Annotated in this window: 23 protein-coding genes; 8 read left to right on the top strand and 15 right to left on the bottom strand. The window is 66.7% G+C overall.

Annotation, left to right across the window (positions count from 1 at the left end; all coding sequences use genetic code 11):
- Positions 1-70: 70 nt before the first annotated feature.
- From SI859A1_RS19015 to SI859A1_RS18980, 8 genes are all read right to left on the bottom strand, one after another.
- Complete coding sequence (locus SI859A1_RS19015; RefSeq protein ID WP_081451443.1) at positions 71-1,390, bottom strand: MFS transporter; 1,320 nt, start codon at positions 1,388-1,390, stop codon at positions 71-73.
- Positions 1,387-2,391, bottom strand: coding sequence for a helix-turn-helix domain-containing protein (locus SI859A1_RS19010; protein ID WP_040326040.1), 1,005 nt, complete (start codon positions 2,389-2,391; stop codon positions 1,387-1,389). Before SI859A1_RS19010 ends, SI859A1_RS19015 begins: the two co-directional genes overlap by 4 nt.
- Before the next feature lie 195 nt (positions 2,392-2,586).
- Positions 2,587-3,012: a hypothetical protein gene (locus SI859A1_RS19005; RefSeq protein ID WP_148233898.1), complete on the bottom strand. Its 426-nt coding sequence runs from the start codon at positions 3,010-3,012 to the stop codon at positions 2,587-2,589.
- A 49-nt stretch (positions 3,013-3,061) separates the two neighbouring features.
- Positions 3,062-3,484, bottom strand: a complete 423-nt coding sequence (locus SI859A1_RS19000) for a hypothetical protein (protein ID WP_050767608.1) — start codon at positions 3,482-3,484, stop codon at positions 3,062-3,064.
- Between the two features lie 66 nt (positions 3,485-3,550).
- Positions 3,551-4,063, bottom strand: a complete 513-nt coding sequence (locus SI859A1_RS20515) for an SH3 domain-containing protein (protein ID WP_050767607.1) — start codon at positions 4,061-4,063, stop codon at positions 3,551-3,553.
- Between the two features lie 58 nt (positions 4,064-4,121).
- Entirely contained in the window at positions 4,122-4,493 is a 372-nt protein-coding gene (locus SI859A1_RS18990; RefSeq protein ID WP_040326038.1) for a hypothetical protein, read from the bottom strand.
- A 205-nt stretch (positions 4,494-4,698) separates the two neighbouring features.
- On the bottom strand, positions 4,699-5,121 hold the full coding sequence (locus SI859A1_RS18985) for a hypothetical protein (RefSeq protein ID WP_040326037.1): 423 nt from the start codon (positions 5,119-5,121) through the stop codon (positions 4,699-4,701).
- Positions 5,122-5,200: 79 nt separating this feature from the next.
- Entirely contained in the window at positions 5,201-5,566 is a 366-nt protein-coding gene (locus SI859A1_RS18980; RefSeq protein ID WP_040326768.1) for a DUF4087 domain-containing protein, read from the bottom strand.
- A 425-nt stretch (positions 5,567-5,991) separates the two neighbouring features.
- On the opposite strand from SI859A1_RS18980, the gene SI859A1_RS18975 reads away from it, so the two are divergent.
- Complete coding sequence (locus SI859A1_RS18975) at positions 5,992-7,269, top strand: adenylate/guanylate cyclase domain-containing protein (protein WP_009211288.1); 1,278 nt, start codon at positions 5,992-5,994, stop codon at positions 7,267-7,269.
- Positions 7,270-7,284: 15 nt separating this feature from the next.
- On the opposite strand, the gene SI859A1_RS18970 is transcribed toward SI859A1_RS18975, so the two are convergent.
- Positions 7,285-8,088, bottom strand: coding sequence for a DUF2189 domain-containing protein (locus SI859A1_RS18970; RefSeq protein WP_009211287.1), 804 nt, complete (start codon positions 8,086-8,088; stop codon positions 7,285-7,287).
- A gap of 391 nt (positions 8,089-8,479) precedes the next feature.
- Between SI859A1_RS18970 and SI859A1_RS20510 the strand changes: the two genes are divergently transcribed.
- From SI859A1_RS20510 to SI859A1_RS18940, 6 genes are all read left to right on the top strand, one after another.
- On the top strand, positions 8,480-8,818 hold the full coding sequence (locus SI859A1_RS20510) for an Hpt domain-containing protein (protein WP_050767603.1): 339 nt from the start codon (positions 8,480-8,482) through the stop codon (positions 8,816-8,818).
- A complete protein-coding gene (locus SI859A1_RS18960; RefSeq protein ID WP_040326036.1) occupies positions 8,815-10,866 on the top strand; it encodes a cellulose biosynthesis cyclic di-GMP-binding regulatory protein BcsB in 2,052 nt (683 codons plus the stop codon). Before SI859A1_RS20510 ends, SI859A1_RS18960 begins: the two co-directional genes overlap by 4 nt.
- A gap of 5 nt (positions 10,867-10,871) precedes the next feature.
- Entirely contained in the window at positions 10,872-12,785 is a 1,914-nt protein-coding gene (locus tag SI859A1_RS18955) for a glycosyltransferase family 2 protein (protein ID WP_009211284.1), read from the top strand.
- Positions 12,782-14,257 carry a hypothetical protein gene (locus tag SI859A1_RS18950; protein ID WP_040326035.1) on the top strand — a complete coding sequence of 492 codons (1,476 nt, stop codon included), beginning with the start codon at positions 12,782-12,784 and terminating at the stop codon, positions 14,255-14,257. Before SI859A1_RS18955 ends, SI859A1_RS18950 begins: the two co-directional genes overlap by 4 nt.
- 83 nt (positions 14,258-14,340) lie before the next feature.
- Positions 14,341-15,285: a response regulator gene (locus tag SI859A1_RS20505; protein ID WP_050767601.1), complete on the top strand. Its 945-nt coding sequence runs from the start codon at positions 14,341-14,343 to the stop codon at positions 15,283-15,285.
- Positions 15,282-16,085, top strand: coding sequence for a hypothetical protein (locus SI859A1_RS18940; RefSeq protein ID WP_009211282.1), 804 nt, complete (start codon positions 15,282-15,284; stop codon positions 16,083-16,085). The genes SI859A1_RS20505 and SI859A1_RS18940 overlap by 4 nt, the downstream gene beginning before the upstream one ends.
- Positions 16,086-16,099: 14 nt before the next feature.
- Here the strand turns inward: SI859A1_RS18940 and SI859A1_RS18935 are convergent, their stop codons facing one another.
- Both SI859A1_RS18935 and SI859A1_RS18930 read right to left on the bottom strand, forming a co-directional pair.
- The gene (locus SI859A1_RS18935; RefSeq protein ID WP_148233896.1) at positions 16,100-17,026 is read right to left on the bottom strand and encodes a glycoside hydrolase family 113; all 927 of its coding nucleotides are present in this window, start codon (positions 17,024-17,026) and stop codon (positions 16,100-16,102) included.
- A 651-nt stretch (positions 17,027-17,677) separates the two neighbouring features.
- Positions 17,678-18,877, bottom strand: coding sequence for an IS256 family transposase (locus SI859A1_RS18930; protein WP_009207891.1), 1,200 nt, complete (start codon positions 18,875-18,877; stop codon positions 17,678-17,680).
- A 303-nt stretch (positions 18,878-19,180) separates the two neighbouring features.
- On the opposite strand from SI859A1_RS18930, the gene SI859A1_RS18925 reads away from it, so the two are divergent.
- Complete coding sequence (locus SI859A1_RS18925) at positions 19,181-22,333, top strand: ATP-binding protein (RefSeq protein WP_009211280.1); 3,153 nt, start codon at positions 19,181-19,183, stop codon at positions 22,331-22,333.
- Here the strand turns inward: SI859A1_RS18925 and SI859A1_RS18920 are convergent.
- Genes SI859A1_RS18920 through SI859A1_RS18905 form a run of 4 tightly spaced genes read right to left on the bottom strand, consistent with a single transcriptional unit; the run spans position 22,330 to position 26,444 of the window.
- Positions 22,330-23,775 (bottom strand): Dyp-type peroxidase, encoded by a 1,446-nt coding sequence (locus SI859A1_RS18920; RefSeq protein WP_009211279.1) that lies wholly within the window; start codon positions 23,773-23,775, stop codon positions 22,330-22,332. The genes SI859A1_RS18925 and SI859A1_RS18920 overlap by 4 nt on opposite strands.
- A complete protein-coding gene (locus tag SI859A1_RS18915) occupies positions 23,772-24,482 on the bottom strand; it encodes a hypothetical protein (RefSeq protein WP_040326033.1) in 711 nt (236 codons plus the stop codon). The genes SI859A1_RS18920 and SI859A1_RS18915 overlap by 4 nt, the downstream gene beginning before the upstream one ends.
- Positions 24,483-24,486: 4 nt before the next feature.
- Positions 24,487-25,515, bottom strand: a complete 1,029-nt coding sequence (locus SI859A1_RS18910) for a catalase (RefSeq protein ID WP_040326032.1) — start codon at positions 25,513-25,515, stop codon at positions 24,487-24,489.
- Entirely contained in the window at positions 25,509-26,444 is a 936-nt protein-coding gene (locus SI859A1_RS18905; protein ID WP_009211276.1) for an SMP-30/gluconolactonase/LRE family protein, read from the bottom strand. Before SI859A1_RS18905 ends, SI859A1_RS18910 begins: the two co-directional genes overlap by 7 nt.
- Positions 26,445-26,697 lie beyond the last annotated feature (253 nt).

Raw genomic sequence — 26,697 nt, 5'->3', positions numbered from 1 at the left:
CGCTGCAAGGGCTGGGGACGGATCGGTGCGACCACGCGGAACATAGGACCTCTGGCGTCGCGCCGAGCTTTCAGGCGCGGAGTTTCCGCGCGCCGGCATCATCCGGCAGGTCCGTTCCCGCCAGGCGCTCGAGCCTGGCGGCCTGAAGCGCCGAGAGCGTCCCGAGCAGGGCGCCGAGGGCGAGGACGGCGAGGATCGCCTGGCGCAGGCCGGCAGGGCCGGTAAAGACATGGTCGCTGAACCATCCGACCGTCAGCGGCCCGAGCCCCAGCGAGACCATTGTGACGATGAGGACGAAGAGGCCCGTGGCCCGGCCGCGCAGGCCCGGTGGCGTCATCCGCTGGATCGCCACGAGCCCGGCCGGCGTCGTGAAGCCGAGGCAGAAGGTGATCGCCGCCAGCGCGCAGAGCGCGACAACGAGGTCGGCCGAGAGGCAGAAGACCGCGCCGGCGAACAGCGCCGCGGGCAGGGCGATGACCGCGGCCCAGGCCGAAGGGGCACGCACCCCCTGCCGTGTCAGCGCGTCGATCGCCCAGCCCCCGAAGACGTTTCCCGCCGGGCCGAAGCCGACCACGATCGGGCCGAACAGCAGACCGCTTGCGGCCGGGGTCAGGTCGAAGCCCCTGACCAGCAGCGTTGGCCCCCAGGCCGCCGTGACCTGGACCAGCAGGATCGCTGCTGCCGAGGCGCCCAGATAGGCCAGATAAGTTCCCCAGCGGCCGGCAGCGGCGGCGAATATTCCCGGCGGGCGGGGCGCGTTGCCCTGGCTGCGCGGCGTCTCGTCCATCGCCGAAAGCCAGGCGAAGGCGACGAGGTTGAGGATCAGCGAAAGGAGCAGCAGAGTGCGCCAGGGCGCAAGGCTCGCCAAGGGGCTGCCGGGAGCCCACAGGCCGATCCAGCCGAGCGCCGCGCCGCCGCCCAGGAGTGCCAGTCCCCGACCGAACGTCGCGGCGGAGGTGAAGACGGCGATCGGCTTGCCGATCCCGCGGCCGGCGAAACTGTCGGCGAGAAGGCTGGTCGCGGCCGGCACGAGCGCCGCCTGGCCGAGGCCGACCAGCATGCGCGCCAGCACCAGTTGCGGATAGGATTGCGCCAGCGCGCAGGCGGCCGTCCCGACGGTCCAGGCGAGGATGCCGGCCTGGATGATGCGGCGCCGGTCGAACCGGTCGACCAGGTAACCGAGCGGGACGATCGCGGCGGCATAGAGCAGGACGTAGGCCGTGCCGTGCAGGAATCCGAGCTGGGTATCGCTCAGTGAGAGCTCTGTCTTGATCGGACTGAGGACGAGGCTGAGGAGATGCCGGTCGAGCGAGGAGACCAGATGCACCATGGCCAGAGCGAGCGCCAGGTTCCACGCCCCGTTCGGCCCCGCCCGCATGTCAGGGTTCATGAACGGACGGCTTGCGCCCGCATGTTGAGCGAGCTGACCCAGGGCGCGAAGCCGTCGCGTCCCGGCACCGCCATCGCCGTCGGTAGCGAGGCCGGGCCACCCTGGCGTCGCCGGAACTGCCCCGGCGGCATGGCGAAGACCTCGCGAAAGGTCCGGCTGGCATGGCTCTCGCTGGCAAAACCGCAGGCGAAGGCGAGTTCGGCGATGCTGCGCATGTCGCGCCGTTGGCTGAGCAGCGCACGAAAGCGATGCACCCGGCGCCGCCGGATGTAGCTGGCGACACCGCCATGGGTCTTGAACATCTCGTAGAGTCGCGAGCGGGAAATGCCGGCCTTCGCGGCGATCACGGCCGGGTCGAGATCGTGCCGCGACAGCCCCTCCTCGATCAGCTCCTGGGCGAGCTTCAGCTTGCCCCGCGCCTCCGCGCTGGCGGTGCCGTCGTCCTGGCGTAGGGTGATCATCAGAAGCTCGGAGAAGATGCCGACCATGCCGTTGACGGCGTCGGCCGGCAGCGTGCGGGCATTGCGGGTCAGCGACGCCATGAAATCCGCCAGGAGCGCGCCGCGCTCGGCGCCCAGGATGCGGCCGTGCAGATCCTGGCCACCCAGATAGGCGCGCTCGACGACGTATCGCGCCACCGAGAAGGTCAGGACATGGGCGTTCCCGCAGCGATTGCCGTAGGGCCGCCCGGTATCGAGGATGATGATCTCGCCGGGCTTGACGGTCGTAGCCCCGTCGGCTGTCTCGACGACCAGCACGCCGGACAGGTTGAGCTGCATGACGAAATGTTCGAACCCGTCCTGACGGATCCGCTGCGCCGACCGTTCGTGGGCGACGTTGTTCAGCCAGCGCTCGAAGATGACCAGTTCGCCGAGCGGCCGCGCCTCGAACTGCGCCGCAAAGCCGGCGCCGAGACGGATGACCTCGGTGCCGCCGGCATAGAGATCGCGATAGGCCTCGAAACGGTCTTTCAGGGCGAAGGCGTCGCTGGAAAACCGCATGACAGGAACGTCGGGTCGTGCGCGCCCATCCTCACTCGTCGACACCGGTCACTCCCCGCCTCATGCAACGTCCCCCCATCGTGTCTAAGGGGAAAATCCGTTCAATCGCAATGGCTCAGAGGCGAAATGCCGAAGGGGTGACCGGTCTGCACCGATCGGGACGTGGAGGGTGTCGGGGACCGGTAGCCGGAACGCTCAGCGCGCGGCTTCCGACCGGCGACGCGTGACGCGCCGAAAGACCAGCGCCGCGGCGCCGGCGAGGATCAGGAGGACGAACTGCCAGACGGCCACCATGGCGACGACGATGGCGTTCTGGCCGTCCGGCGCCGCGAAATGCAGCGCATGGGCGTCGAGTGCGGCGCCACCGGCCGCGCAGATCAGGAGAAGGCCGAGAAGAACGCCGCGAAACCGGCCGGATGTCGCCAAGACCAGCCCGGCAAGGCCGGCGACCGGCGCGATGCAGGCGGCCAGCATCAGTACGCTGAACCCGATGTCGGACGCCATGGTCAGGGCGCCGGCAACCAGGAACTCGCCGGTCAGATAGAGGCCGTAGAGCGCGAGCGTCGTCAGCGCCAACGGCCGGGCGAGAGCCCGGCGCGCTGAGGGTTTGTTCGGCCCCATCAACTGTGTCGGGCGGGGTTGCGCGCGGCGAGGGGCGGCACCGGCAAGCCTAGTTGGGGTAGGTATAATAGTAGAGGGCGCACATGTCGGCGTCGCTGCCGGGAATGTCCTGGGTGTCGAAGACGGCCACCGCGACGTCGCTGTCGCTGCCCCAGCTGGCGACATAGGTCACCGGTCCCGAGCCGCAGAGCCGGTTCCCGTTGAGCAGCACCGGATCCATGGGCGCCGCGACGGAATAGACCGAAGCGTTGACGGGTTCGCCGTCCACCACGAAGCTGTCGCCCACCAGCTCATCGAAATCGAGGCGGGTCCCGTCGGCGAAGACCATGCTGAAATCGTCCATCTCGACATCGCCGGTGATCGCCATGGCCGTGGTGCTGGTGGCGACGAGCGTGTCGGCCAGGACGATCGACGTGGCGCCGACCAGGAGCGCAAAACCGAGACAGGCGGCTATCAGGACGGGACGGTTCATACGGAGGCCTTCAGGCAGGGATCGATCGGCGGCGTGGCCCGAATGGCCCGCGCCGGATGTCGCGGTTCAGTTGCAGCTCGACAGAATGCCGTCGACGTTGGCGCGGCCTTCGTGACAGAAGATGCCGCCCCAATGGAAACCGGTGCCGCGCGCCGTGGCGACCCGGAACCATTTGTAGCCGTCGAACCAGATCCCGGTGTCTTCCAGGATTTCGATCTCGTCGCCGTCTCGCAGCGAGGCGATCCTGCGGAAATCCATCCCCGGCCCTTCGCGCAGCACGCCGCCATAGGAAAACCCGATCATCGTGCCGGCGGCTGCGAATGCTGTCCCGCTGACGCCGCCGGCTTCACGTTCCATCTCCACCATGGTCTGCAGATCGCCGACGCATTCGTTCGGAACAGCGGACCAGAAATCCGGCTCGTTGCTGCAGTCCGTCATGCTCAGGGCGCCGTTCCGGTCGCCGCAGGTCAGCCGGGCCTGCTGCTCGCACCACGGATCGAGCGCCTGTGCCCAGGCGGGACCGCTCGCATAGAAGGTCGATGCGAGAATGGCCGCGGCGCAGATCGTGACGGATTTCATCGGTTGGATACCTGTTGAAGTGGACATCTGGCGCCAGCCGCCGGCGCAGCCGCGATTGTCAATTGACGTAGACGTAGAGATAGCCGGGATAGACCTCGACGCAGATGCGCGGGGTTCCCCGGACGATGGCGCGCAGAACGCTGGGGTCGGTCTGGCCATTGTCGAGCATGGCCGGGATCTGGGCGCGGGCACTGCTCGAGCCGAACGTGCGGTCACCCCGGTCGCCGCGGTCACGATACCCGAACTTGTGGAAGTTGGCCCGATCCTGACGCAGGATCGAGGCCGCATCCGTCAACTGGAAGCCGTCGGAGGCCGACTTGTCGTTCTCGGTGATGGTCGTGCAGAATTCGTCGACGATGCCTTGCGCGGCCGCGGGCGACGCCAGCACCAGGCCGGCGACCACGAGAATGCTGCGGATGATGGTCGTCATGGATCGTCGCCTCGTTCGATTGGGGACTGGCTACGAATGCCGCGTCGCGGCACGGGAACAGTTTGAGCCGGTACGATCCGGTCTCGGAAGGTCTAGGCTGGCAGCTGCGCCTGCGGAATGCCTGTCCATCCCGCTCTTTGGCCTGCACGTCCATCCTTGCAGCCCGGTGCCGGAACACTGCGCCTCAATTGCGCGGCACGACGATCTAGTTGCCGTAGATCGCATCCGCCCGCATCTCGTCCGAGGGCGGGTCGAAGCACTGGCCGATCAGCACAGACCATCCGGAAGGAAAGCTGGGCTGGTCGAAGGTGATGATGGCCTGGCCGAACGCCGCAGACCGGGTCCCGTCGGGGCCGGTCAGGGTTGCGGCACAGTCGGAATCGCCGCTGGGACCGATCCAGTAGCCGTGGAAGGTGCCACGATCGTCGATCGCGGCAGACAGGCCCGGAACATAGAGGCGCACCCGCTCGCGCGAGCGGCCGACGGGATAGCTGAGCACAGAGACGCCGTTGACATCGTCGTCCCAGGTAACCTCGTTGCCGCCGGGGAGAACCCAGGCTTCGTCGGCGAGTGCCGGCGACGCGCAAAGGGCGGCGCCGAACAGCGCTGCGAACACTCTCTTCTGCATGGGAAGGCTCCTGTTCAGCTGGGACTTGCCGTTGCGCCGTCGGACCGAAATCCGACTTGGAGGCGGCCGGTGCCGGTTGTCAGTTGATCGAGGGCAGGGCGGGATCGGCGAGGCAGGCATTCAGAGGTCGCGGCTGCAGCCGGTCGATCCGCACCACGATGGCGCTGCGGTGATCGACGACCCCGTCGAAACAGGCACATCCATAGCCGTAGGAGCCGTTCGTCTCGACCCATTGGTCGGCGGCGAATTCCGGCCAGGAGATGTCGTGGAACCGGTTGCCGAGATCGCGGCCCTGTTCGGAGAGGGTCCACGTGCCGTCGGCATCCGTCAGCCAGAAATTCGCCGGTGTCGGATTGGCCAGCCAGCCGCAGCGACGCTCGGCCATCTCCCGCGTCCCGTTGACGGCCATGCGGACCGGGGTGTCCGCCGAAACAGGCGCGGCCATCGTTGAAGCGGCCTGGCCGGCCGGCGCGGAGACGAAGGATCCGGCAATCACGATGGTGCAGAGGGCAAGGCGGAGGGCCCCGCGACGAAATTCGGACACGCGTTGTCACTCCCGGTTTCCGGTGCGCCGGCGCGATTGCCGCGACGCCGAGAATCTGTGCGACGCGCGGGCGACGGTTCGTTCACCGCATCCACGTCTCACGCTGCGCCGTCATCATCGGCAGTGGCGGCGGTCGCGGCAATGCCTCCGCGTCCCGCATCCATGTCCCAGAATTCCAGGGCTCGAGCCGCCGAACCGTGGTGCGGCCCCACGACAGAGGCCGCCGGTGCCGGCCGGCAACACTACCGGCGGCGGCGTCCGGGCGCTCTTGCGCCGCGGCGCTGGCATCCCCATTCCAACGGTATCAGCGCCAGACATTCGAGGACATGACGATGGAGCCCACTCGCTCTGCAGGCCGGTTCGATTCCTGCGACACCGGGACCTGGCCGCTCCATCGCACGCGGCTTCTCGACTGGCTGGTGCGCGAGACCCAGGACGAGCGGTTCATCGACGACATCTTCCAGCAGCTCTGCGACCGCCTGCGGGCGGGCGGGCTGCCGGTGGCCCGCGCCACGGTGCATTTCCGCATCCACCATCCGCAATGGCTGGGCGCGCGGATCCTGTGGCGCCGCAATACGCCCGATGCCGACATCCAGACCTATCAGCACGGCGCGCTGGAAACGGCGGAATATCTCGAAAGCCCCATCGCCGCGGTCCATGGCGGCGCCAGCGAAGTGCGCCTGCGCCTCGCCCGCGAGCCGGCGGCCGCCGACGAATACTCGCTGTTCGGTGAATTGCGTGCCGAGGGCATGACCGACTATGTCGCCTGGCCGCTGGAGCACACTTTCGGCCGGCGCCATGTGGTGTCGTTTGCCAGCGATGCGCCGGAGGGCTTTTCCGATGCCGATCTCGCCTTCCTTGCCGACCTCCTGCCGGCCTTCGCGCTGGTCAGCGAGATCCGGCTGAAGAACCGGCTCGCGCGCACCCTCCTGGAAACCTATGTCGGCCCCCATGCCAGCGACCAGATTCTCGCCGGCGCCATCACCCGGGGCAGCGGCACGACGGTCGCCGGCGCGATCATGGTCTGCGACCTTCGCGACTTCACCAGGATCTCCGAGCTGTGGCCGCGCGACGACGTGATCGAGCTTCTGAACGGCTATTTCGACGCGATCTGCGAGCCGGTCGAGCGCCATGGCGGCGAGATCCTGAAATTCATCGGCGACGGCCTGCTGGCGATCTTCCCCCTCGACCGGCCGACCGCCTGCGACGACCTGCTGAAGGCGCTGGCCGAAGCGCAGCAGGCGATGGATGTCCTCAACGCCGCCCATGTCGCGGCCGGCCGCGAGCCGTTGCGCTATGGCGTCGGCATCCATGTCGGCGACGTGATGTACGGCAATATCGGCTCGCGCAACCGTTTGGACTTCACCGTCATCGGCCCGGCGGTCAACGCCGCCGCGCGTCTGGAAAACCTGACCAAGACGGTGCAGCGGCCGGTGCTCCTGTCGCGGGCCTTCGCCGAGCGGGCGAGCTGCAGTTCGGCCCTGGAAAGCCTCGGCAGCTTCCCGCTGCGCGGCGTCGGCGAGGACATGGAGGTCTTCGCCTTCTCCGGCACGGGATGCGAAGCGACTGCCATCAGCGAAAGGGCAGTCGCAGCGGTTTCGTAGCGCCGCCCGCTGCGCTCAGCCGCCGGCTGGCGCCACCGCGCGGCGGTAGAGGTGCCAGCTGGCGTGGCCCAGCACCGGCAGCACGATGGGCAGGCCGATCAGCAGCGGCAGCGAGCCGGCGAAGACCAGCGCAGCGACCATCAGGCCCCACAGAAGCACTGTGCCGGGATTGTGCAGCATCACCCGCACGGAGGTTGCCATCGCTTCGGCGACGCCGCCATGCCGGTCGAGCAGCAGCGGAAACGAGACCACGGTGATGGCCAGCGTCACGAGCGCAAAGCCGAGGCCGACCAGATTGCCGACGCCGATCAGCGTCCAGCCGCGTGTGGTGGTGACCAGCTCGCCGAGGAACGCGCCGTAGGACGTCGTCACGAACAGGCTGCCATAGAGCCAGATGTAGATCGCCTGGGCCGCATAGAGCCAGGCCGCGAAGATCAGCAGCAACAGGCTGGCCAGGCCGAGGATCGAGGGCAGTGCCGGCGAACGCAGCACCTCGAAGGCGTCCGACCAGCTTGCGTCGAGCCCGCGCTCGCGCCGCCGGCTGATCTCGTAGAGCGGGATCGCCGCGACCGGGCCGATGAGGGCGAACCCGGCGACCAGCGGGAAGATCAGCGGCAGGATGTCCTGACCCGCCGCCCAGACGCCGATCGCCAAGCCCATCAGCGGGTAGACGAGACACAGGAAGGCGTAATGGGTCGGCCGGGCCATGAAATCGGCGATGCCGGCCTTCAGGCAGGCGACGAGATCGGCAGTGCCGATCCGGCGGATGTCCGGGCCGATTGTCTCGGCGGAATGCGGGATGCTTGGTGCGGTCGTCATCGTCCAGCTCCTTTCAGAAGTGGTCGAATGAAGCGAAGCGGCCGGGCCTGAGCGCCTGCCGGCCCGTCGCCGCCGCTCATGCCGCAAGGGTACACCCGACAGCAGAAGCGGTCCATCACGAACCGGGCCGTGAGGCATTCCGGCATCACGTTTTCGTTCACGTCAGACGCGCGTTTGCGGTGGATGCGACGGGTGCGCAGCCGGCACAAGTCAATCCCCAGATTTACGGACTTGCCGATCCGGCCATATCCGATAGCTCCGGAATCGTGCTGACGGACGCTGCAGGGATTCGCGCGAATTCTGCGGCAATGCCAGCAACGGGCCGCATCGTGGTGGGATCAGCCAAGAGTTCACACGATGCTTGTGGTCGAAAGGCGAGGAATACTGCGTTATGGGCACGGACGACTTCCGCAGCCGGATATTCGCACTTGGCCAGCGGTTCCATGCCCGGTTGCCGGGGCAGCTGAGCGAGCTCGAGGCGACCCTGGCGACGGCGACTGCCGACCCTGCGGCCGTGGTGTCCCTGCGCATGGCGCTTCACGCCATGGCCGGCAACGCGCCGACCCTCGGCTTTCCACAGATCGGCACGGAGGCGCGGCGGCTTGAAGCGGTGATCGCCCCGGCCGCCGAAGCCAACCGCAGCCTGACGGACTATGAGAAGCGGCAGGTCGAGGACGGCCTCGAAACCCTTCGCGCGCTTCGGGACGAACAGAACGAGACCTATTCATGATGCTTGCCCGCAAGACGGTCGCAGTCGCGATCTCGGTCATGGCCTACGCGGCCGCCTCGGGAACCGCGATGGCCCAGACCGCGCCGGCGGGGCAGCCGGACCAGGGCGGGCAGGCCGTGCAGGGCGTACCGGCGACGGCGCCAAGCCCGGCAGCAGCCTCCACGGATGCCCCGGCGACGCGCGCAGCGGGTATCCGCCGTGTCATCGGCCTCGGCGAACTCGGCTTCGACGAGGGTTTGCAGTTCTCCGGGCTGAACGGCGAGCGCGAACTGTTCTTCCCCGTCGTGGCGGAGGCCGCACAGGACATGGTCCTGCGCCTGTCGCTCCGCTCGCAGAGCGCCTTCGCCAGCCGGCGCAGCATGCAGGTGCTGGTCGGCGACCAGATCGTCTTCGCGCGCGGGCTCGGCAACGAGGACGAGAGCTTCACCGTCGAGAAGGCCATCGACCCGGCCAGCGTCGAGAACGGCTTCGTCAAGGTGACCCTGCGCTATAGCGGGGCCATCACCGAGGATCGCTGCGTCGATCAGCGCGTTGCCGGCGACTTCCTGTCGGTCTTGCCGGATTCGGCGCTGGAGGTGGCGCTTGATCCGGCGGCGCTCGACACCATTGATCGCGTGCTGGCGATGATGCCGGACGACGTCGTCATCCGCATGCCCGAACGCGACCTGCGCGAAGCCGAGATGGCTGCGCTGATCCGCATCAACGCGGCGCTCGTCGCACGCAACGCCCGCGTCACCTTCGACCGCGCGGCCGACCCGGCGTCGGCGGACGCCTCCGGTGACGCGCTGTGGTCGACCGGCACGATCGCTCTCGGCTTCGAACCGCCGGCCGATGCCGGTCCCGCGCTCGCCGGCGCGGGCGGCCTGTCCGTGCTGTCTCTCGGCAGCGCGCCCGGCCTGCTGGTCAGCGGCGACCGTCCCCAGGCCGCCGCCGAGCTGCTGTCGTCGCGCTGGCAGGCCCTGGCGCTCGGATCGTCCCTGTCGGTCGCAGCGGCAAACGATGGCCAGGACACGGCTTCGGCGACCAGCTTTGCCGATCTGGGCATCCCGCTCACCAGCGCCAGCCTGGTCGATCAGGTCGTCTTCGACGCCGCCTTCCTCGGTTCGCAATTGCCGGCCGGCACGCGGCCGTCGCGGCTTGATCTCGATCTGGCGGTGGCGACCGACACCCGCGGCTCGGACGTAACCATCGCGGCCTTCCTCAACAACTACCTGCTGGCCAGCACCACTTCGCCGGGCGGCAATCCGGTGACCCTGTCGGCATCGATCCCCGCCGGGTTGGCCGGCCGCGAGAACGCGCTGCGGATCCTCGCCCAGCGCCAGCCCGATACCGGCGATTGCGCCAACCCGCCGCAGGGCTTTCCCGTGCAGCTTCTGCCGACGAGCAGCATCGAGACGACCGCGCTCGGCCGGCCGGCGGCGGAGTTTTTCGAGGCGACTTCGGCCTTCGGGTCCGGCGTCACGGTCTTCATGCCCGAGGCCGCCGCCGGTTCGCCCCAGGGAGCGGTCGCTGCCTCGCTGGTCGCCGGCATAATCTCGGCGGACACGCCCTTCGATCTGCGCTACGGCCCGGTTGGCGAAGCGCCGCAGGCGCCGTTCATCCTCGTGGCGGACACGCTGCCGGAAGGGATCGACAGCCCCGTCCGCTTCGACGAGGGGCGCGTCCGGCTGACCGATGCCGGGGGCGATCCGCTGCTCGATATCGGCGGTCTCGACGACTACACCATCGTGCAGATCGTGCGGGCCGGCGACGTCACGGGTCTCTGGATCCGGCCCGACGCCGATGCAGGGTCCGGCGACGCGGCGGCTCCAATCGTGCCGGTCGCCCTCGACCGGGGTGACGTCGCCCTCGTCGACGAGGCCGGCCTGGCCTTCGCCTTCTCGACCACACGCGACCAGCTCGTGCAGGTCACCTATCCCGATCATCTCTCGCTGACGGATCTGGCGCGGCAATACTGGCCGTGGATCATCGGCGCGCTCTGGATCATCGGCACGCTCGTCTTCGTCACCCTCCTGTCGCGCATCTACCGGCGTCGCCGGGCCGGCTGACCGCGATGGCGTTGAGCGCAACCGACGTCGCGATCGGCAACCGTCTCGTCCAGAAGCGGCTCATCACGCTCGCCCAGCTGGACGAGACGCGCACCCGCGCTGAAGCCTGGAACGTTAGCCTGATTGACGTGCTTCTGACGCGGACCTGGGCGCGGCCGCTCGATCTGTACCGGACCGTCGCCGAGCATTTCGACCTGCCCTTTGTGAACCTGATCGACGAGCCGCCGGACGATGCGCTGCTCGATCCGGCCGACCATGACGACTGCGCCCGCAACCTCGTCCTGCCGTGGCGCCGCGTGAACGGCCGGCTGCAGATCGCCACCGCCCGGCCGGGTCCGGAGGTCATTCTCTTCCTGCGCCGCAAGTTCGGCCCGGCCTTCGATCTCGTCGTCACGTCGAAATTCGACATCGTCTGGTCGCTGCAGCGTGTGTTCCGCGAGGAGCTGTCCCACCAGGCGGTCTACGAGCTCGCCGAGATCGACCCGGAAATGTCGGCCCAGCGGGTCATCACGACCAATCAGATCGTCGGCGCCTATGGCCTGTTCACGCTGCTGGCCGTCGGCTTCTACCTGGCACCGCTCGGCACGATGATCGCCATCAACTGTCTCGTGACGCTGTTTTATCTCGGCAATTTCGCCTTCAAGGCCGGCCTCGTCTGGTATGGCGGCTTCGGCCAGTCCCGGCGCCGCCGCACCATCGAGGTCGACGCGCGGCTGCTGCGCGAGGCCGACCTGCCGGTCTACACGATCCTGGTGCCGATGTTCCGGGAGCCCGAAGTGCTGCCGATCCTCGCCCATGCCCTGCGCAATCTCGACTATCCGCTGGCCAAGCTCGACATCAAGATCGTCTTGGAGGAGACCGACGACGAGACGATCGATGCGGCCAAGGCCCTCGGGCTGGAGGGCATCTTCGAAATCGTCCGGGTGCCCGCCTCGATGCCGCAGACCAAGCCGAAGGCCTGCAATTACGCGCTGAAATTCGCGCGCGGCGATCTCCTCGTGATCTTCGACGCCGAGGACAAGCCGGAGCCCGACCAGCTGCGCAAGGTCGTCGCCGCCTTCCGCCGGAGCGAGCCGAACACCGCCTGCATCCAGTGCCGCCTGAACTATTACAATGCGCAGGAAAACTGGCTGACGCGCATGTTCACGCTGGACTACGCGCTGTGGTTCGACCTGATGCTGCCGGGTCTGGAGCGTCTGGGTGTGCCGATCCCGCTCGGCGGCACCTCGAACCATTTCAAGATTGACGTGCTGCGCGAACTGCACGCTTGGGATCCGTTCAACGTCACCGAGGACGCCGATCTCGGCATCCGCATGACCCAGAAGGGCTACCGGGTCCGGGTGATCGATTCCACCACCTTCGAGGAAGCCAACTGCAACACCGGCAACTGGATCCGGCAGCGCTCGCGCTGGATCAAGGGCTACATGCAGACCTTCCTCGTCCACACCCGCCGGCCGCTGCATCTGATCCGCAGCATCGGCCCGCTCGGCGTGGCGGGCTTCGTCTTCTTCATCGGCGGCACCATGCTGTCGGGGCTGCTCAACCCGATTTTCTGGCTGATCTTCGCCGGCTGGCTCCTGAGCGAGACCACCGGTTTCGACGCGCTGTTCCCGCAGACGATCCTGTATTTCGCCCTGCTCAACCTGCTCGCCGGCAATGGCCTGTTCATCTACCTGACGATGATCGCGCCCTTCCGCCGGGGCTGGCTCGAACTCGCGCCCTACGGCATCACCGTCGTCTGGTACTGGGTGCTGACCTCGATCGCCGCCTACAAGGGTCTGTGGCAGCTCATCGTCAATCCGTTCTACTGGGAGAAGACCCAGCACGGCATTTCCAAGTTCACCGCCAATGAGCTGGAGCAGGCCAAGAGCGCCGACGGCGAGAAGCCCGAAGCGGTGGCGGTGGCGGTGGCGGCATGATCGCCGCGCTGCGCCTCCTCGCCATCTGGGCCGTCTTCTTCCTGGTCTGCCTTGCCGCGCTGCTCTGGACCGCCGCGCATGGCTATGTCTCGTCGGGCGTTCTGGCCTCCTCGGGACAGGCGATCCTCGCCGCCGAGGGGCGCGACAGCTTCGGTGCGGTCGCCACGGCCTATCCGCCGCTGCCCTATCTCCTGTCGCTGGGCGCCGCGCTCGTCGGCGATGCGTCGCAACTGCCGGCGCTGACCGCCGCCGCGCTGGCCGGCGGCCTGTTCGCGGTCGTCGTCGCGTCGAGCCTCGGCAGTGCCGGCATCGGCAAAGTCACCACCGCGATCATCACCCTGCTTCTGGTTGCCAACCCGCTGTTCCTGCGGGCACTGGCCGAAGGGCCGGGCGTCGTGCTGCTGGTGACCTCCGTCTTCATGTTCGCCGCCGGCTTCATCGGCCTGCGGGCGGACGGGACCGCCTCCCACGTGATGACGCTGGCCTTCGCGCTGGCGCTGATGGCCTTCTCGCATCCCTATGGCATCGCGCTCGCCCTGGCCGCCCTGCCGCTGCTGGCGCTGGCCTGCGCGCCGCAGCTCATCGAACGCACGCCGGGCAGCCTCTATCTGTCGCTGCTCTTCCCGCTCGGATTCGCCTTCCTCGCCTTTGCCTATGTCGGGCAGGTCTTCGCCGACGCGCCCTGGGCGTTTCTCGGCACGCTGGCCGCGCCCTTCGACGCCTATGCGCTGCCGCAGACCCCGGGCCAGGCGGCCCTGCGCATGATCGGCGGTCTGGTGCTGTGCGCCCCGGTCCTGATCTTCGCCACCGTGCGGGCAGGCCGCAATCCGGCGCTGTTCGTGCCGATGATCGCGCTTTTGAGTCTGCCGATCCTCGGGTTCGCCCTGTCGGGCCTCCTGGGCGCCCGCTTCGATCCGGCGGTGGCGTTGGCTCCGGTCCTCGGGCTTGCCGCCGCCTTTGCCATCTTCGCCTCAGGCAACAGCCGGCGCATGACGCGCACCATCCTGTTTCTCGTCGCTGGCCTCGTCGGCAGCGTCTTCTGGCTGGCGGACAATCCGACCGCCGACACCGCCGCGTGGCGCAATGCCGCACTGGGACGGTCCGAGGCCGTGCCGACCCCGCTCGGTCAGCTGGCCGGTTTCCTGGCCTCCCGGTCGGAGATCCTCGTCGACACCAATGCCTATCCCGAACTGGTGGCCCTGCGCGGCACCGGTGCCGGCCTTGTCGTGCCGGGCTCGACGCGGTTCGAACTCGATCTTCTGGCGGCCCGGCTGCAGACGCGTTTCGTCGCGGTCCGCGACCCGGCGGTCGACATCGTGGTGCGCGATCGCATCAACCAGGCGTTTCCGCGGCTCTTCCGCAACGGTGCCACGGATTATGGGCTCGTTTACCATTTCGAGGGATGGCGGGTGTATGAAAGACTGGTCCGCGATGCACGCCGGCCGGAACCGGAGCCGCAGCCTGCCGGATGAGACAGGGGCGGCCGCGGCGGCCCGCACCGCGCCCGCGCTGTAGCGGGTTTCGGGACGGGCCGGGCGCGTTCAAGGGGGAAGTGATGCGCATACTGGTGGTCGACGATTCCGAGGATGCACGGGACATCATGGCCGTCACCCTGTCGTCCGGCGGCTACGAGGATCTGACCTTCGCCACCTCCGGGCAGGAGGGGCTGGATCGTCTGGCACAGGGCGGCAGCGGGTCGGATGACGCCTTCGACCTCGTGCTGCTCGATGTGATGATGCCCGGCATGGACGGCATCGAGGTCTGTGCGCGCATCCGCGCCGATGCCCGGCACCAGGATCTGCCGATCCTGATGGTCAGCTCCCTCAGTGATTCCGACTCCCTTTCCCAGGCCTTCATCGCCGGCGCCAACGACTACGTCACCAAGCCGATCCATCGGCTCGAGCTGCTGGCGCGGGTGCGCAGCATCGCCCGCCTGCGCGGCGAGCGCGATCTGCGCCAGGCCCGCGAGGCCGAGCTTCTGGAAACCGGGCGCGGGCCGGAAGCCGGCAGGGCCGCCAGTGCCCTGACCTTCGTCGATCCGCTGACCGGGCTTCTCGGCTGGGAAACCTTCGAGGCGCTTGTCCAGCGGGCCCCCGCCGCCGACGCGCCCCGCTTCGGGGCGCTGGCCTGGCAGATCGACGATCTGGACCGGGTGCGCGTCCGCGACGGCGACCAGGCGGCGCGGGACCTGATCAAGAGCACCGCACGCGTGCTGGAGGCGCTGCCGGCCCGCATCGGCGACCATCTGGCGCATTACGACGACGGCATCTTCGTCGCCTTTGCAAGAAACTGCACCGAGGCCGAACTGGCTGAGCTCGCCGCACGCGCGCGTTCCGGTGTCGCCGGCACCGGCACGACCTTGAGCGTCGGCACGGTCATCTCCGACGGGCGCGAGCGGACCCCGCGCGACGTGGTCGCGGACGCGATCGCCGCGGCTGAGCGGGCCGCCGAGGATGGCGGCGACCGCGTCGTCTCCCGCACCGCGCTGCTCGTCCCATGATCGGCCGGGTCGCCCTGCGCGCGCTGCTCGCCGCCGCGATCGTCGGGGCCGGCACGGCCGCGGCGCATGCCGGCGCCTGGACCCAGGCGAAGGGCCACGGCCAGGTCATCGTCTCGGGCACCTATTCGGATTCGCCCAAGGGCTTCGATGACGATGGCAGCGCCGTCGACATCCCCGACTATCGCAAGTTCGAACTGAACACGCTGATCGAATACGGCATCACCGACGCGGTGACGGCGATCCTGCAGCCGCAGCTCCAGTCGGTGGATATCGGCCAACCGACCGACGCGTCGCGCTTCGGGCTCGGCTATTCCGAGCTGGGCGGCCGCGTCAGGCTGTGGTCCGACGACGTCTCGGTATTGTCGGGACAGGTCGTCGCCCGCATCCCGGGCACCTATGACGACGACGATCCGGCCTCCATCGGCAACACCGATCCCGAACTCGACATGCGGATGCTCTACGGCCGCTCCTTCGGCATCGGAAGCTGGTCGTCCTTCCTCGATGTCCAGCTCGGCTATCGCGCCCGCTTCGGTGATCCGCCGAGCGAGTTCAAGGCCGACGTGACCTTCGGCACCCGCCCGGCCGACGACCTTCTGCTGCTGGTCCAGTCGTTCAATTCGATCGGCGACGGCAGCGAGAAATCGTTCTTCGTCAGCGGTAGCGAACACAAGCTGCAGCTCAGCGGCGTCTGGGACGTCAATGAAAGCTGGTCGCTGCAGCTCGGCGGTGTCGCCACCATCGCCGGTGAGAACGCCCTGCGCGAACGCGGCCTCGTCGCCGCCGTCTGGCACCGGTTCTGAGCCGCCCCGGCGGCTCAGCAGCCGCCGCGCCAGTGGCAGAACAGCACGCCTTCGGCCAGTTTCCCCTGCACCGTGAAATCAGTGTCGGTCCGCCCACCGGCGTCGGGATCGGTGAACCAGCGCCAGACCCAGGCGCCTTCGACGACGGCCGGGTCGAACTGGCAATGCCATTCGGCGATCACCGCCGCCTGAAGGACGTCGTCGGCCGCGGCGTCGCGTTCCTCGGCGCTCTCCCAGGGCTTGGCCGCAGCGCCCGCTGCCGATCGCAATCCGTACTCCGCCACCCAGACGTTCCGCCCGCTCTTTCGTGACACGGCCGCGATACGCCGGAGCTGATCGGCCATCGCTGCGGCCCAGTCCTGACGCGCGTCGTCGGCGCCGAGCGGCGGATAGAGACTGACGCCGATCCGGTCGAGCTGCGCCCAGAACGGCACCGTCTCGGCCTCGTCGGCATTGTGGGCGACATAGACGAGCGTGCCGGGGAAGATCGCCCTGATCTCCGCAATGAGGGCCGGCCATTCCGGCCGGCCGGTGGATTGCACCAGCTCGGTGCCGACGGCGAGGGACGTCGCGCCCGCATCAGCCGCCACCTGCGCGATGTCGATCAATGCCGTGCGGTAGTGGCCGAACCAGGTGGTCCACGCCGCATCATCGGGCATGGCGATGGCGCCGGCCCATGTCTGCGGCACCCAGACATGCGGCTTGACGAAGGCGTCGAGGCCCGCAGCCTGCGCCGCCGCGATCGCCACGCGCAGCTCGTCGAGGCTCATGTCGGACCCGAGCCCGATCTGCGGATCGTGCGGCCCCGGCTGCCAGAGGAACGGCACGATCGCCACGTTGTCGGCGCCGAGCTTCGCCAGGCGGGCGAGGCTCTCGCGGCTGGCCGGCGACCCGAAGGGCGCGTTCTCGGTGCGGATCAGGTTGACGCCGTTGGTCTGCAAGCGTCGCTCCCCGGAACAGGCCGGCGCGGCAAAAGCGGCGCCCGCCATCATCGTCATCGCGATCCCGGCCGCGAGCAGGCGGCATCCCCACGCGCCGGCCGTCGCCAGCCAGCCTGTCGCGCGCCGCGCCGGGCGCCTGCCGATATCCTCCGCGCAGGGGCGTCCCGCATCTATCGTCGTTCGCAAGCCCAAACCGGCACCACTCCCTCGATCGCAGCCCGCTGATTCCCGACCGCGGCGCTGCAGTGCCTGAACACGGTTGAGGGGCTGTCCGCCGGGCAGACCAAGTTCCGTGACTGCCTGTCCAACGTCAGAATTGAGGCAACGTTACCGATGGCATGGATCCTGTTTGCAGTTCTGTCCAGAAATGATGCATCCGACAGGATGAAGCTGGGCGCTGGACGTTGAAGGTCGCGCTGTGATGGCGACCGCTACGCAACTGACTGATTCCACATCGTGTCTCACCGGATCGACTTCGCGAACTGCGGAGACCACCGAACGATACGAAAAGTGCATCGACCGGCTCCGGGCTAATTACCCGCTCGAACCGACAGCGCATCCATCTCTTCCGGGGGACGCCACTTGGATAGTGTCCCACCATGTGGTGTAGCTGACGGCGATGGCCGTGCGGTTCCGGCCAAGCCGGATTGATCAGCGTGCCACGGCTGGCAGGCTAACGAACGGATCATCGCTCAGGGGAGCGACGGATTCCAGTGTCATGTACCTGGCCCGCTGAACCGCCCACTCATCATTTTGCTCGAGCAGCAGCGCGCCGACGAGGCGCTGGATGGCCTCATCGTTGGGAAAGATGCCGACGACGTCGGTGCGCCGCTTGATCTCGCCGTTCAGCCGCTCGATCGGATTCGTGCTGTGCAATTTGGCCCGATGCTCCCTAGGGAAGGTCATGTAGGCCAGCACGTCGGGCTCGGCCTCGTCGAGGATGGCAGCGAGCTTCGGCACCTTTGGCCGGATCTGGTCGGCGACGGAGCGCCATTGCTGGCTGGCGGCCTCTGGCGTCTCTTGGGCAAAGGCGGTGGCGATGAAGGCGGAGACGACACGACGGCCGCTCTTGCCAGCATGGGCCAGGACGTTGCGCATGAAGTGCACGCGGCAGCGCTGCCATGTCGCCGTTAGCACCTTGGTGACCGCGGCTTTGATGCCCTCGTGAGCGTCGGACACGACGAGCTTCACGCCGCGAAGGCCGCGTCGGGTCAGCTTTCTCAGGAACTCGGTCCAGATCGGCTCGGCTTCCGAGGTGCCGATCTCCATGCCGAGAACCTCACGCCGGCCATCGGCGTTGACGCCGACGGCGATGATCACGGCAACCGAGACGATGCGGCCGCCGCGGCGGACCTTGAGGTAGGTGGCGTCGATCCAGAGATAGGGCCAGTCGCCTTCGATCGGCCGCTCCAGAAAGGCTTTTACCTTGCCGTCGATCTCTTCACACAGCCTCGACACCTGGCTCTTGGAGATGCCGGTCATGCCCATCGCCTTGACCAGGTCGTCGACCGAGCGCGTCGAGATGCCCTGGACATAGGCCTCTTGAATGACGGCCGTCAGGGCCTTCTCGGCCATGCGCCGCGGCTCCAGAAAGCCGGGAAAGTAGCTGCCCCTGCGCAGCTTTGGGATGCGCAACTCGACTGTGCCGGCTCTCGTCTGCCAGTCCCTGTCGCGGTAGCCATTGCGCTGGGCGAGGCGCTCGGCACTCTTCTCGCCATAGCCGGCGCCAGTCGCGGCACCGACCTCCAGTTCCATCAGCCGCTCGGCGGCAAAGCCGATCATCTCGCGCAGCAGATCGGCATCAGGGGTCTTCTCCAGAAGGCTGCGCAGGCCCATCATGTCATTGGTCATCAGGGGATCTCCGGTTGCAGTTAGGTCTCGCAACCCAAGCCTAACCGGAAACCGCTGGTGACCACCGCGCCGCCAATCTCGTCCTACAGCGCGATGAAAGGCGCGGACGAGATTGGCGACGCTATCGCCGAGCTACACCACCTATGGGGACACGACCGCCACTTGTCTCACAGGCGGCTTTCCCCGAAGTCGGTGCGGTTCAGCTATCACGACGACATCTGACGAAATATCGCTATGCGGGATTTTTCCTAGGTCCTACAGTCCGGATCACGCAGCTATCTGCGATGTTCTCGGGAGGGGACGATGCAGGCGGGAGAACGTCGTCTAGCTACCGTGCTCTTTGCCGATATGGTGGGCTACACTGCCGTCATAGAGCAACTGGGGGAGGAGCGGTCACTCGCGTTCACGCGCATGGTCTATGATCGACTGACAGAGGCCGTGCAGAAATACGGCGGCGCCGTTCGCGCCTTCGGTGGTGACAGCGTCATGGCGATTTTCGGCGTTCCCGATGCGCAGGAAGATGCCGCGCTGAGCGCGTGTAGGGCGGCGCTGTGGATCCAAACCGCATTCGCGCAAGCTGCCGAGAGCTTTGAGGCGGCGTTCAGTGTCCGCCCGCAGATGCGCGTGGGCGTCAGTTCAGGCATCGTTGTCATGGCCTCGGTCGAAGGAGAGACGGGACCGCTGACCGTTGTCGGCAATTGCGTGAATCTGGCTTCACGGGTGCAAAAGCTCGCGCCTTCAGGCGGTTGCCTGATTTGCGATGCCACGCGACGGCTGGTCGAATGGCTGGCCGAGGTAAGCTATGAAGGCGAACACCCCATAAAGGGCATTTCGACGCCGCAGATACTCTGGCATCTGAATGCGGTGCGCGAGGATGCGACGCGCTTTACCGCCTCGGTTTCGCGCGGCCTGGGACTTCACGTTGGCCGTGACGCGGAGGTCACCTCCCTGTTGGAAGCGCTGGAGGCATCGCGTGAAGAGTTGCAAGTCGTTGACATTGTTGGTGACGCCGGCCTCGGCAAGACCCGCCTGAGCTTCGAGTTCCTGCAGCGGGTACGGGACTGGAATCTGCTGGTTCTTACCGGCCAATGCTCGGCAATCGGGCAGCGGACGCCATTCCTTCCCTTCATCGAGATCATGCGCAGCGCCTTCGCAATCGCCACCAAGGATTCACTCGACGAGATCTCGCGCAAGCTGGAAATGGGGCTGCGTGCATCGGGCTTGCATTCGACCGAAAATCTCGCCTTGCTCTTCAATCTGCTGGAACTCGACGTGCCGCTGGGCGCGCTCGACGGGATGGACGGCGTCCTCATCGGGCTGCGCACCCGCGACCTGCTGCCAGCCTTGCTTGCGGAGCGGTGTCGCGACACGCATGTCGTCATCTTGTTGGAAGATATTCATTGGATCGACGGCGCGTCGGCGGAACTGCTGCTGGGGCTGGTCGAAGGCGGCAGCCAGCCGAACCTCATGATCATTCAGACGCGTCGACCGCTCTATGACCCCCAATGGTGCAACCGTCATTCCGTGACGACGCTGCGGCTCGAACCGCTCGCCATCAATGATATTGGCGACAAGGCCCGCGCGCAGCTTGGCGTCGCCGAACTGCCGGACGCATTGGTGCGGCAGCTGGGCGAACGCGCGGGCGGTAACCCCCTGTTCGTCGAGGAATTGTTGAATTCACTGCTCCATCGAGGGGCATTGCGTGTCGCGGGCGACCGGGTGGAGTACGACGATGAAATCGGCCACACCGCCTTGCCTGAAAGCCTTCATGGCCTTCTTGCCGCCCGGATGGACCGGCTGGAACCGGAGGACCGCGCGCTCCTGCAGGCAGCCGCGGCTATCGGACGTCGTTTTGACCCTGGCCTTCTTGCAAGCGTCGTTGGGCTCGTGGATTCGGGGGCCGCGTTGCATCGGCTGCATTCACAGGGGATCATTGATCGTGAACCGGGCTCGTCAAGCCACGCCTTCAGGCATGTTCTCATGCGCGACACGGTCTATCACAGTCTCCTGTCGGACCGGCGCACCGCCCTTCACCTAGCCGTCGCACGGGCGCTGGAAAATCGTCATGCGGGGCGGCTGTCCGAGATCGCCCAGACATTGGCCTACCATTACGCCCACACCGATTGCACCGATCTGGCCTTCACTTACACCGCCCGCGCGGCGGCCAGCAGCCTGAGTGTCTTCTCTCTCGGCGAGGCCAATGGGTATCTGGCCTCGGCGATTGCCATTTACAGGCGAGACCCAGCATGTGCCCAGCCGGAACAACTCGCCGCCTTTCTCGCCGACTATGCGCTTTCGTCGAACATCTCGCTGCAAGTGACGACGATGCTGGAACTGGCCACGGAGGTGCGACCGATCCTCGAGGGATTCGGCGACAGCCGCGAACACGCCTATTTCCTGCACCACTACATATTTTGCCTGATCTGGTGCGGCCGATATCGTACCGCTCTCGATGTCCAGAACGAACTGTCGGCGATGACGGACCGGCTCGACGACAAACGCGCGCTCGCTTACGCGCTGGTGAGCGAGATGGCGCTGTCCTGCTATTGCGGACAATTGAGCAGCGAAGCCTTCGAGGCCCAGCGCCAGCGGGCGGAAGTGCTGCTCGCAGACATTGACGACGCCTATCTTCACAACATCTTCCGGGCCCACCTCGGCTGGAACAGCGTCACGCGCGGACGAATGGCACAAGCCCGCGACGTCGCCTCGGATATGATCGCCGTGGGTCACCGAACCAACGATCCGCGGGCGCTTGGCTACGGCACCGCCATGCAGGCGCTCATCGCGATGATGAGCAACGACTACGGGGCGGCGCTGGACAGGGCCGAGCAGGCGCTCGAGGTTTCGAAGGCGCCGTTCGAAAAAGCGATCGCCAGCGCCGCGCGCCATGCCTCCCGATTGGTGCTGGGCGTGCCGGGCGCTTCGGCGGAAGCTGCAGCCTTTGTGGCATACTGCAGGCAGCAGGATTGGGGGCTTTTCCTAACCGGACCGGACACGATGCAGGGCATCGCGCTGGTAATGGACGGACGTATCAGCGCCGGCTTGCGCCACATCGAGGGATGCATCGTGCAACGCGAGAAAGAAGGTTACCGCGTAGCCGCCGACTGGAACCGTCTGACCTTGTGCGAGGCGTATCTGGCGATTTTGTCCGGGTCCGGCCACGCCTCGCCTGGTGTGCTGGCACGAAACTTCTTCTCGCTATCGGGAATTTTTCTGTTTGGGCCGAGACACATCTTGGCGTTGGTCGATCATGCACGCTCGAACCCGCAATTCGACGCTGATGGCCAACATATCGGCCATGCGGAGATGGTTCTGGGCATGGTGAACCGGGCCCGCGGAAGGAAGCGGTTGGCGATTCAACATCTGACGGCGGCGCAGCGCATCGTTGCATCGTCCGGCGCATCGCCGATGCTGTTGCGCATCGAAACTGCACTCGCCGAACTCGGGGCCCGCTAGGGCAGCTTTGACAAGTAGCCGAGCGCGGGCAGGCTGGGCAGGAACGTATAGGCACCCCCGCGCGTCGTGACGAAACGCGGAAAGCCGCGTAGCCGGATCGCGCCGCCGTCGCGGGCGGTGAGGTCGAACCAGCTCGTCTCCGGCTGGTTCGCGCCGATCAGCGGATCATTGGAACCGGTGATATCGGGATGGTGCAGGCCGAGATTCAGCCAGTCGCACATGACGGCCTCGAACTGGGCGCCGAGGTTGGCACCGATGAAAAGGCCGAGCAGGCCGCGCTCCTCGTCGTCGCGGATGGCGGGATCGAAATCGGGACCGTAGGTCATGCCGCGCCGCACCAGGCGCCGCGTGTGGTTGGCGATCCGTTGGACGATCAGCCCGCCACGCGGATTGACGCGGCGCATGTGTGAGCCGACGGGACAGCGCGAGGTTGGGCCGTAGTCGAAATCGTTTCGCAAGTCCCAGGACCTGGGCGGCGTTCCGTCGGACTCTTCCATGCCGAGTTCCGTCGAGCCGGACAGGGGCCAATCGGGCGAAACGGCATAGGGCGTACCATCGCGCCAGCGTCCGCACATCTGCGCGGCCACGATCTCTCGCAAGGCGCCGTGCTGGGTGAGGCCGCTGCCGATGCGCCTTTCGGCACCCGGCGCGAGCAACCGATCGACGTCATGGTTTGCGATGAGTTCATCGGCGGCGCGATCGAGATAGTCTTCGAAACCGAATGCGTCCTGGGCGAGGACGCGGAAGACGCTGAAGGTACCGTTGCGGCCGAGCACCGGTGGCGTCGGAACGCGAAACACGATTCCCTCGGAACGCGTCGGATAGCCCAGCAGGACCGTGCCCGGCGGATCCCTTTCCTTGTCGGGAATATCGTCATTTCTGATGCTCGGTTGCGAGATGGAGTCTCTGTAGCCGAAGATCACCTTGTTTCCGTCGAGGTTGCGGCCGTCGCGGACACCGGCCACGGCGAAAGCGGAATGCGACCCTACGGCGAAATTCTCAACCTGCTCGGTCGCTCGATCGAGCGAAGCGGTCTTGTCGGCGTACAAGGTGGCGACGACGTGGACGCGTTCCGGCCGATCGAAGGGCGAAGGCCAATTCTCCGGCGCGCTCGCGCCGAAATCTCCGAGCTTCGCAGCGCGCCGCGCCATCCCCTCGACGAACTCGGTCGGGAAGGACGCCAGGTGCGTCGCCGGCGTTCCGAACGCTCGCAAGCCCTCGTAGGTCAAGCCCAGATTGAAGCAGACATCCGGCAGCTTTTCCAGAATCGTCCCCCGCGTGATGGCGGGGACATCGGAGCTGTCGCCGGCGATGCTGGCGGCGAGAAAGCGTTGTGCAGCCGCCCGGTCCACGACCTCCAGCATGAGATGGCGCACCACGGCCCGGCGGTACCCGTGCAGGATATTGCCCTGCAGCTCGGCGAGGTCGGGAAACTGGCTCACCAGCCCATCCCGAACCGGCTTCGCACCTGCGCCGCCGACACCCCGGGATAAGCCCGGTAGCCGCCGCCGAGCGAAAGGTTGCGATTGGCCTGCAACTGCAGGATCAGTTCGCGCGGCAGGGAGCGCAGTTCGTGCGGCGTCCCCTGCTTCCTGCCCGCCCGCTCGTCTTGGAGCGCAAACAGTTCCGTGGGAAAGTCGGGGGCCTGGAACAGGTCGTGCTCGTGCACCCAATCGATGAACGCATCGACGTTCTGCGCCGTGGGAATGAGCACTTCGCCACCTTTCACGAGGGACATGACGTCGTCGAAGACCGAACCGATCGTTTCGATGAAGTCGCGGATGTAGTTGCTGAAGTCGCCGTCATAGACGGAGATCATGCACAAATTGTCCTCGAGGATGACGAAGCGCGCCGTGTGGACAGTGCCGACATTGTCGAGACCGGCGAAGATCTCTTCGGCGTTCTGGGCGATGGCCATCACGGCCTTGGCGCGACCGAGGGAAGATGTGTCGGCAAGCGGCATGACGAGATTCATCATGCGCTGCACGTTCTCGCTTGGCTGGGTCGATGGTCGCGGGCCGCCCGGCAGCTTCGGCTTAGGGTCAAGCCAGTTCCAGTACGGCACCACGACATGCGTCGCGAGAAATTTGAACCAGGCCTTTTCGGGCAGAGCGTCGACGTATCGGCCGAAGCGGCTTTCCAGCGACATTCCTTCACCCCCCCGCAAATGGACAAGGCGCGCCGCCGCGGCGCGCGCTCGAAATCTTGTAGGCCTCTTTGCGCACGCGCAGGACTGGGTCGTCGGACGCCTCCATGCCGTGGACGAGAAGCCAGGGATTGAAGCTCAATCGCTCGCTCGCCTCGGCCTGATCGTCGGCGACGGCCTCGATAGTCATCGTGCCCATGACGATGCGCACGCGGTGGGGCGGCCAAGGCCGCGTAGGGTCATCGAAGGCGTCGCCCGTCTCGCCGATCGTCATCACGAGTGAAAAGCGATCCGACCCCTTTTCCAGTCGTGTCCGCAACTCAGCCAAGAGGTAGCTGTCGACCGGCGTCTCGGACTTGTTCGTATTGGCGACACCGGCAATTGGCTGCCAGCTGAAACGCACGTGACGCCGTGTACCGTCTTTTCCCGTAACGACGAAGGTGTGAACCGCATGATAGGAAGCTCGGACATAGCTGAGCGGAGCGCCGATCGCCGCTGCCCCGAACACGGCGAGACGGGCGTTCGGATGAACGTCCGCAAAAGCGATCGCACCGGAATCAGGGCTGATGGTCTCGCCCGGATAGGGATTGCGCAGCGGCAATTCGAGGCGGAGCAGCGCGCGCAACTTGCGCCAGACGGACTCGCCCTTATACGGCGCCGGGCGGGCCGCGGCGGCGAAGTCGAGAAAGGCTTCGGGCGTCGCCGTGAAGAATTCGGGCAGCGTCATCGCGACGAGGTCGGTCGCGGCGGCGTCCGCAAGATGAAAGCGCGTCGCCATCCCCCTCACGTCCGACCATCCGTCATGCGCCGTTGCGCATCCCGATCCGTTGGAAAAGCGGACGGTCGTGGTGATCGGCTCGCCGGAGAAATGTTCCGCCACACAGAAGTCGCTCGCAATCCGCGACGCGACGAATGTTCCCGTCGCTCCGATGCCGAGCGCATGCACCGGTCGCAGGGCGCGGCTGCCGTCGGGCCGGTAGAGCGCTTCGACCAGCTTCTCGGCGAGACGGCTGTCGTCTTCGGCAGCCGTCAGCATTGGTGAGCCAAGCGAAGGCCTGGACGCGGCCACCGGGTCTTGTAGATCCTGCCGGTGCTCGACGCAGTGATCCACAGATCCATCATGTCCGCGCCACCGAAGCACAGGTTGGTTGTGAAGAGATCCGGCACCGCAACGTGCTGCGGGGCCTCGCTCTCCCCCACAGTCGGGTCGAAAACCGTGATCCCGCTGTTGAAAATCGTTCCGACGCAGACGCGACCGCCTGCCTCCACCTTCAGGCTGTCGAGCCATTGATAACCCGGCAGGGTCGCGACGACACGTCCGGGCATCTGCGGCAACGGCCCGGCGGCCACAGTGCCAGGGCCAGTAATATCGAGCGCCCAAAGCCGCCCGAAGATCGTGTCGGAAACGTAGACCGTCCTGCCGTCGGGCGAGAGACCCACGCCGTTCGCCGTCGGGATCGAGGCGGCGCACTTCAGCGGTGCGCCATGGATGTCGCCGTAATAGAGCGAACCGGTACGGAGCAGGTCCGGCTCCTGGTAACCCGTGTCGGTGAACCAAAAGCCGCCAGCCGCATCGAAGACGATGTCGTCCGGTGCAAGCAACCGCTTGCCTTCATAAGCGTCATAGAGAAGCGTGACTTCGCCGCTCGTGAGATCGACCCGCTGGATCGAGCCGCCGCGATAGTTCGGACGCGTTGGCGCGGGTACCGTGATATGGTCGTCACCGAACGGGACGAAGCTGTAGACGCCACCATTGTTACACACATAGGCCGCGCCATCGGGTCCGATCGCCACGCCATTGGGCCCGCCAGGCAACGAAGCCACAGTCTCGACCCGGCCATTCGGCAATAGCCGGGCGAGCGTCTCTCTCGCTATATCGACGAAAAGCAGGGAGCCGTCCGACATCGCGACCGGCCCCTCCGGAAAGCCGAGACCTTCCGCAACGTCTTTCAGTTCCAACACCATCCGCGCGCTGCCCCAATCGTATCAACGACCAGCGCCCGATTAGAAGATGTAATCTTGAGCGAGAAGGAGACGAGCGATGGCTGTAGACCGTAACTCCTCTCCGTTCTCCGGGCAATGGGGAGCCGAGATCGATTGGTATGATACTGCTTCGCTTCGGAAAGGCCGCAATTCTACTTTTACATATAAACCACCAGAGCCATCTCCCCCTACGAAAGATTGACCCGAACGCGCTGGCGTGTCCGAAGCCATCCTG

Origin of the sequence: Aurantimonas manganoxydans SI85-9A1 (assembly GCF_000153465.1) — a bacterium.
Classification (GTDB): domain Bacteria; phylum Pseudomonadota; class Alphaproteobacteria; order Rhizobiales; family Rhizobiaceae; genus Aurantimonas; species Aurantimonas manganoxydans.
Note: the sequence above shows the minus strand (reverse complement) of the source record. Positions and strands in the feature narration are given on the sequence as shown.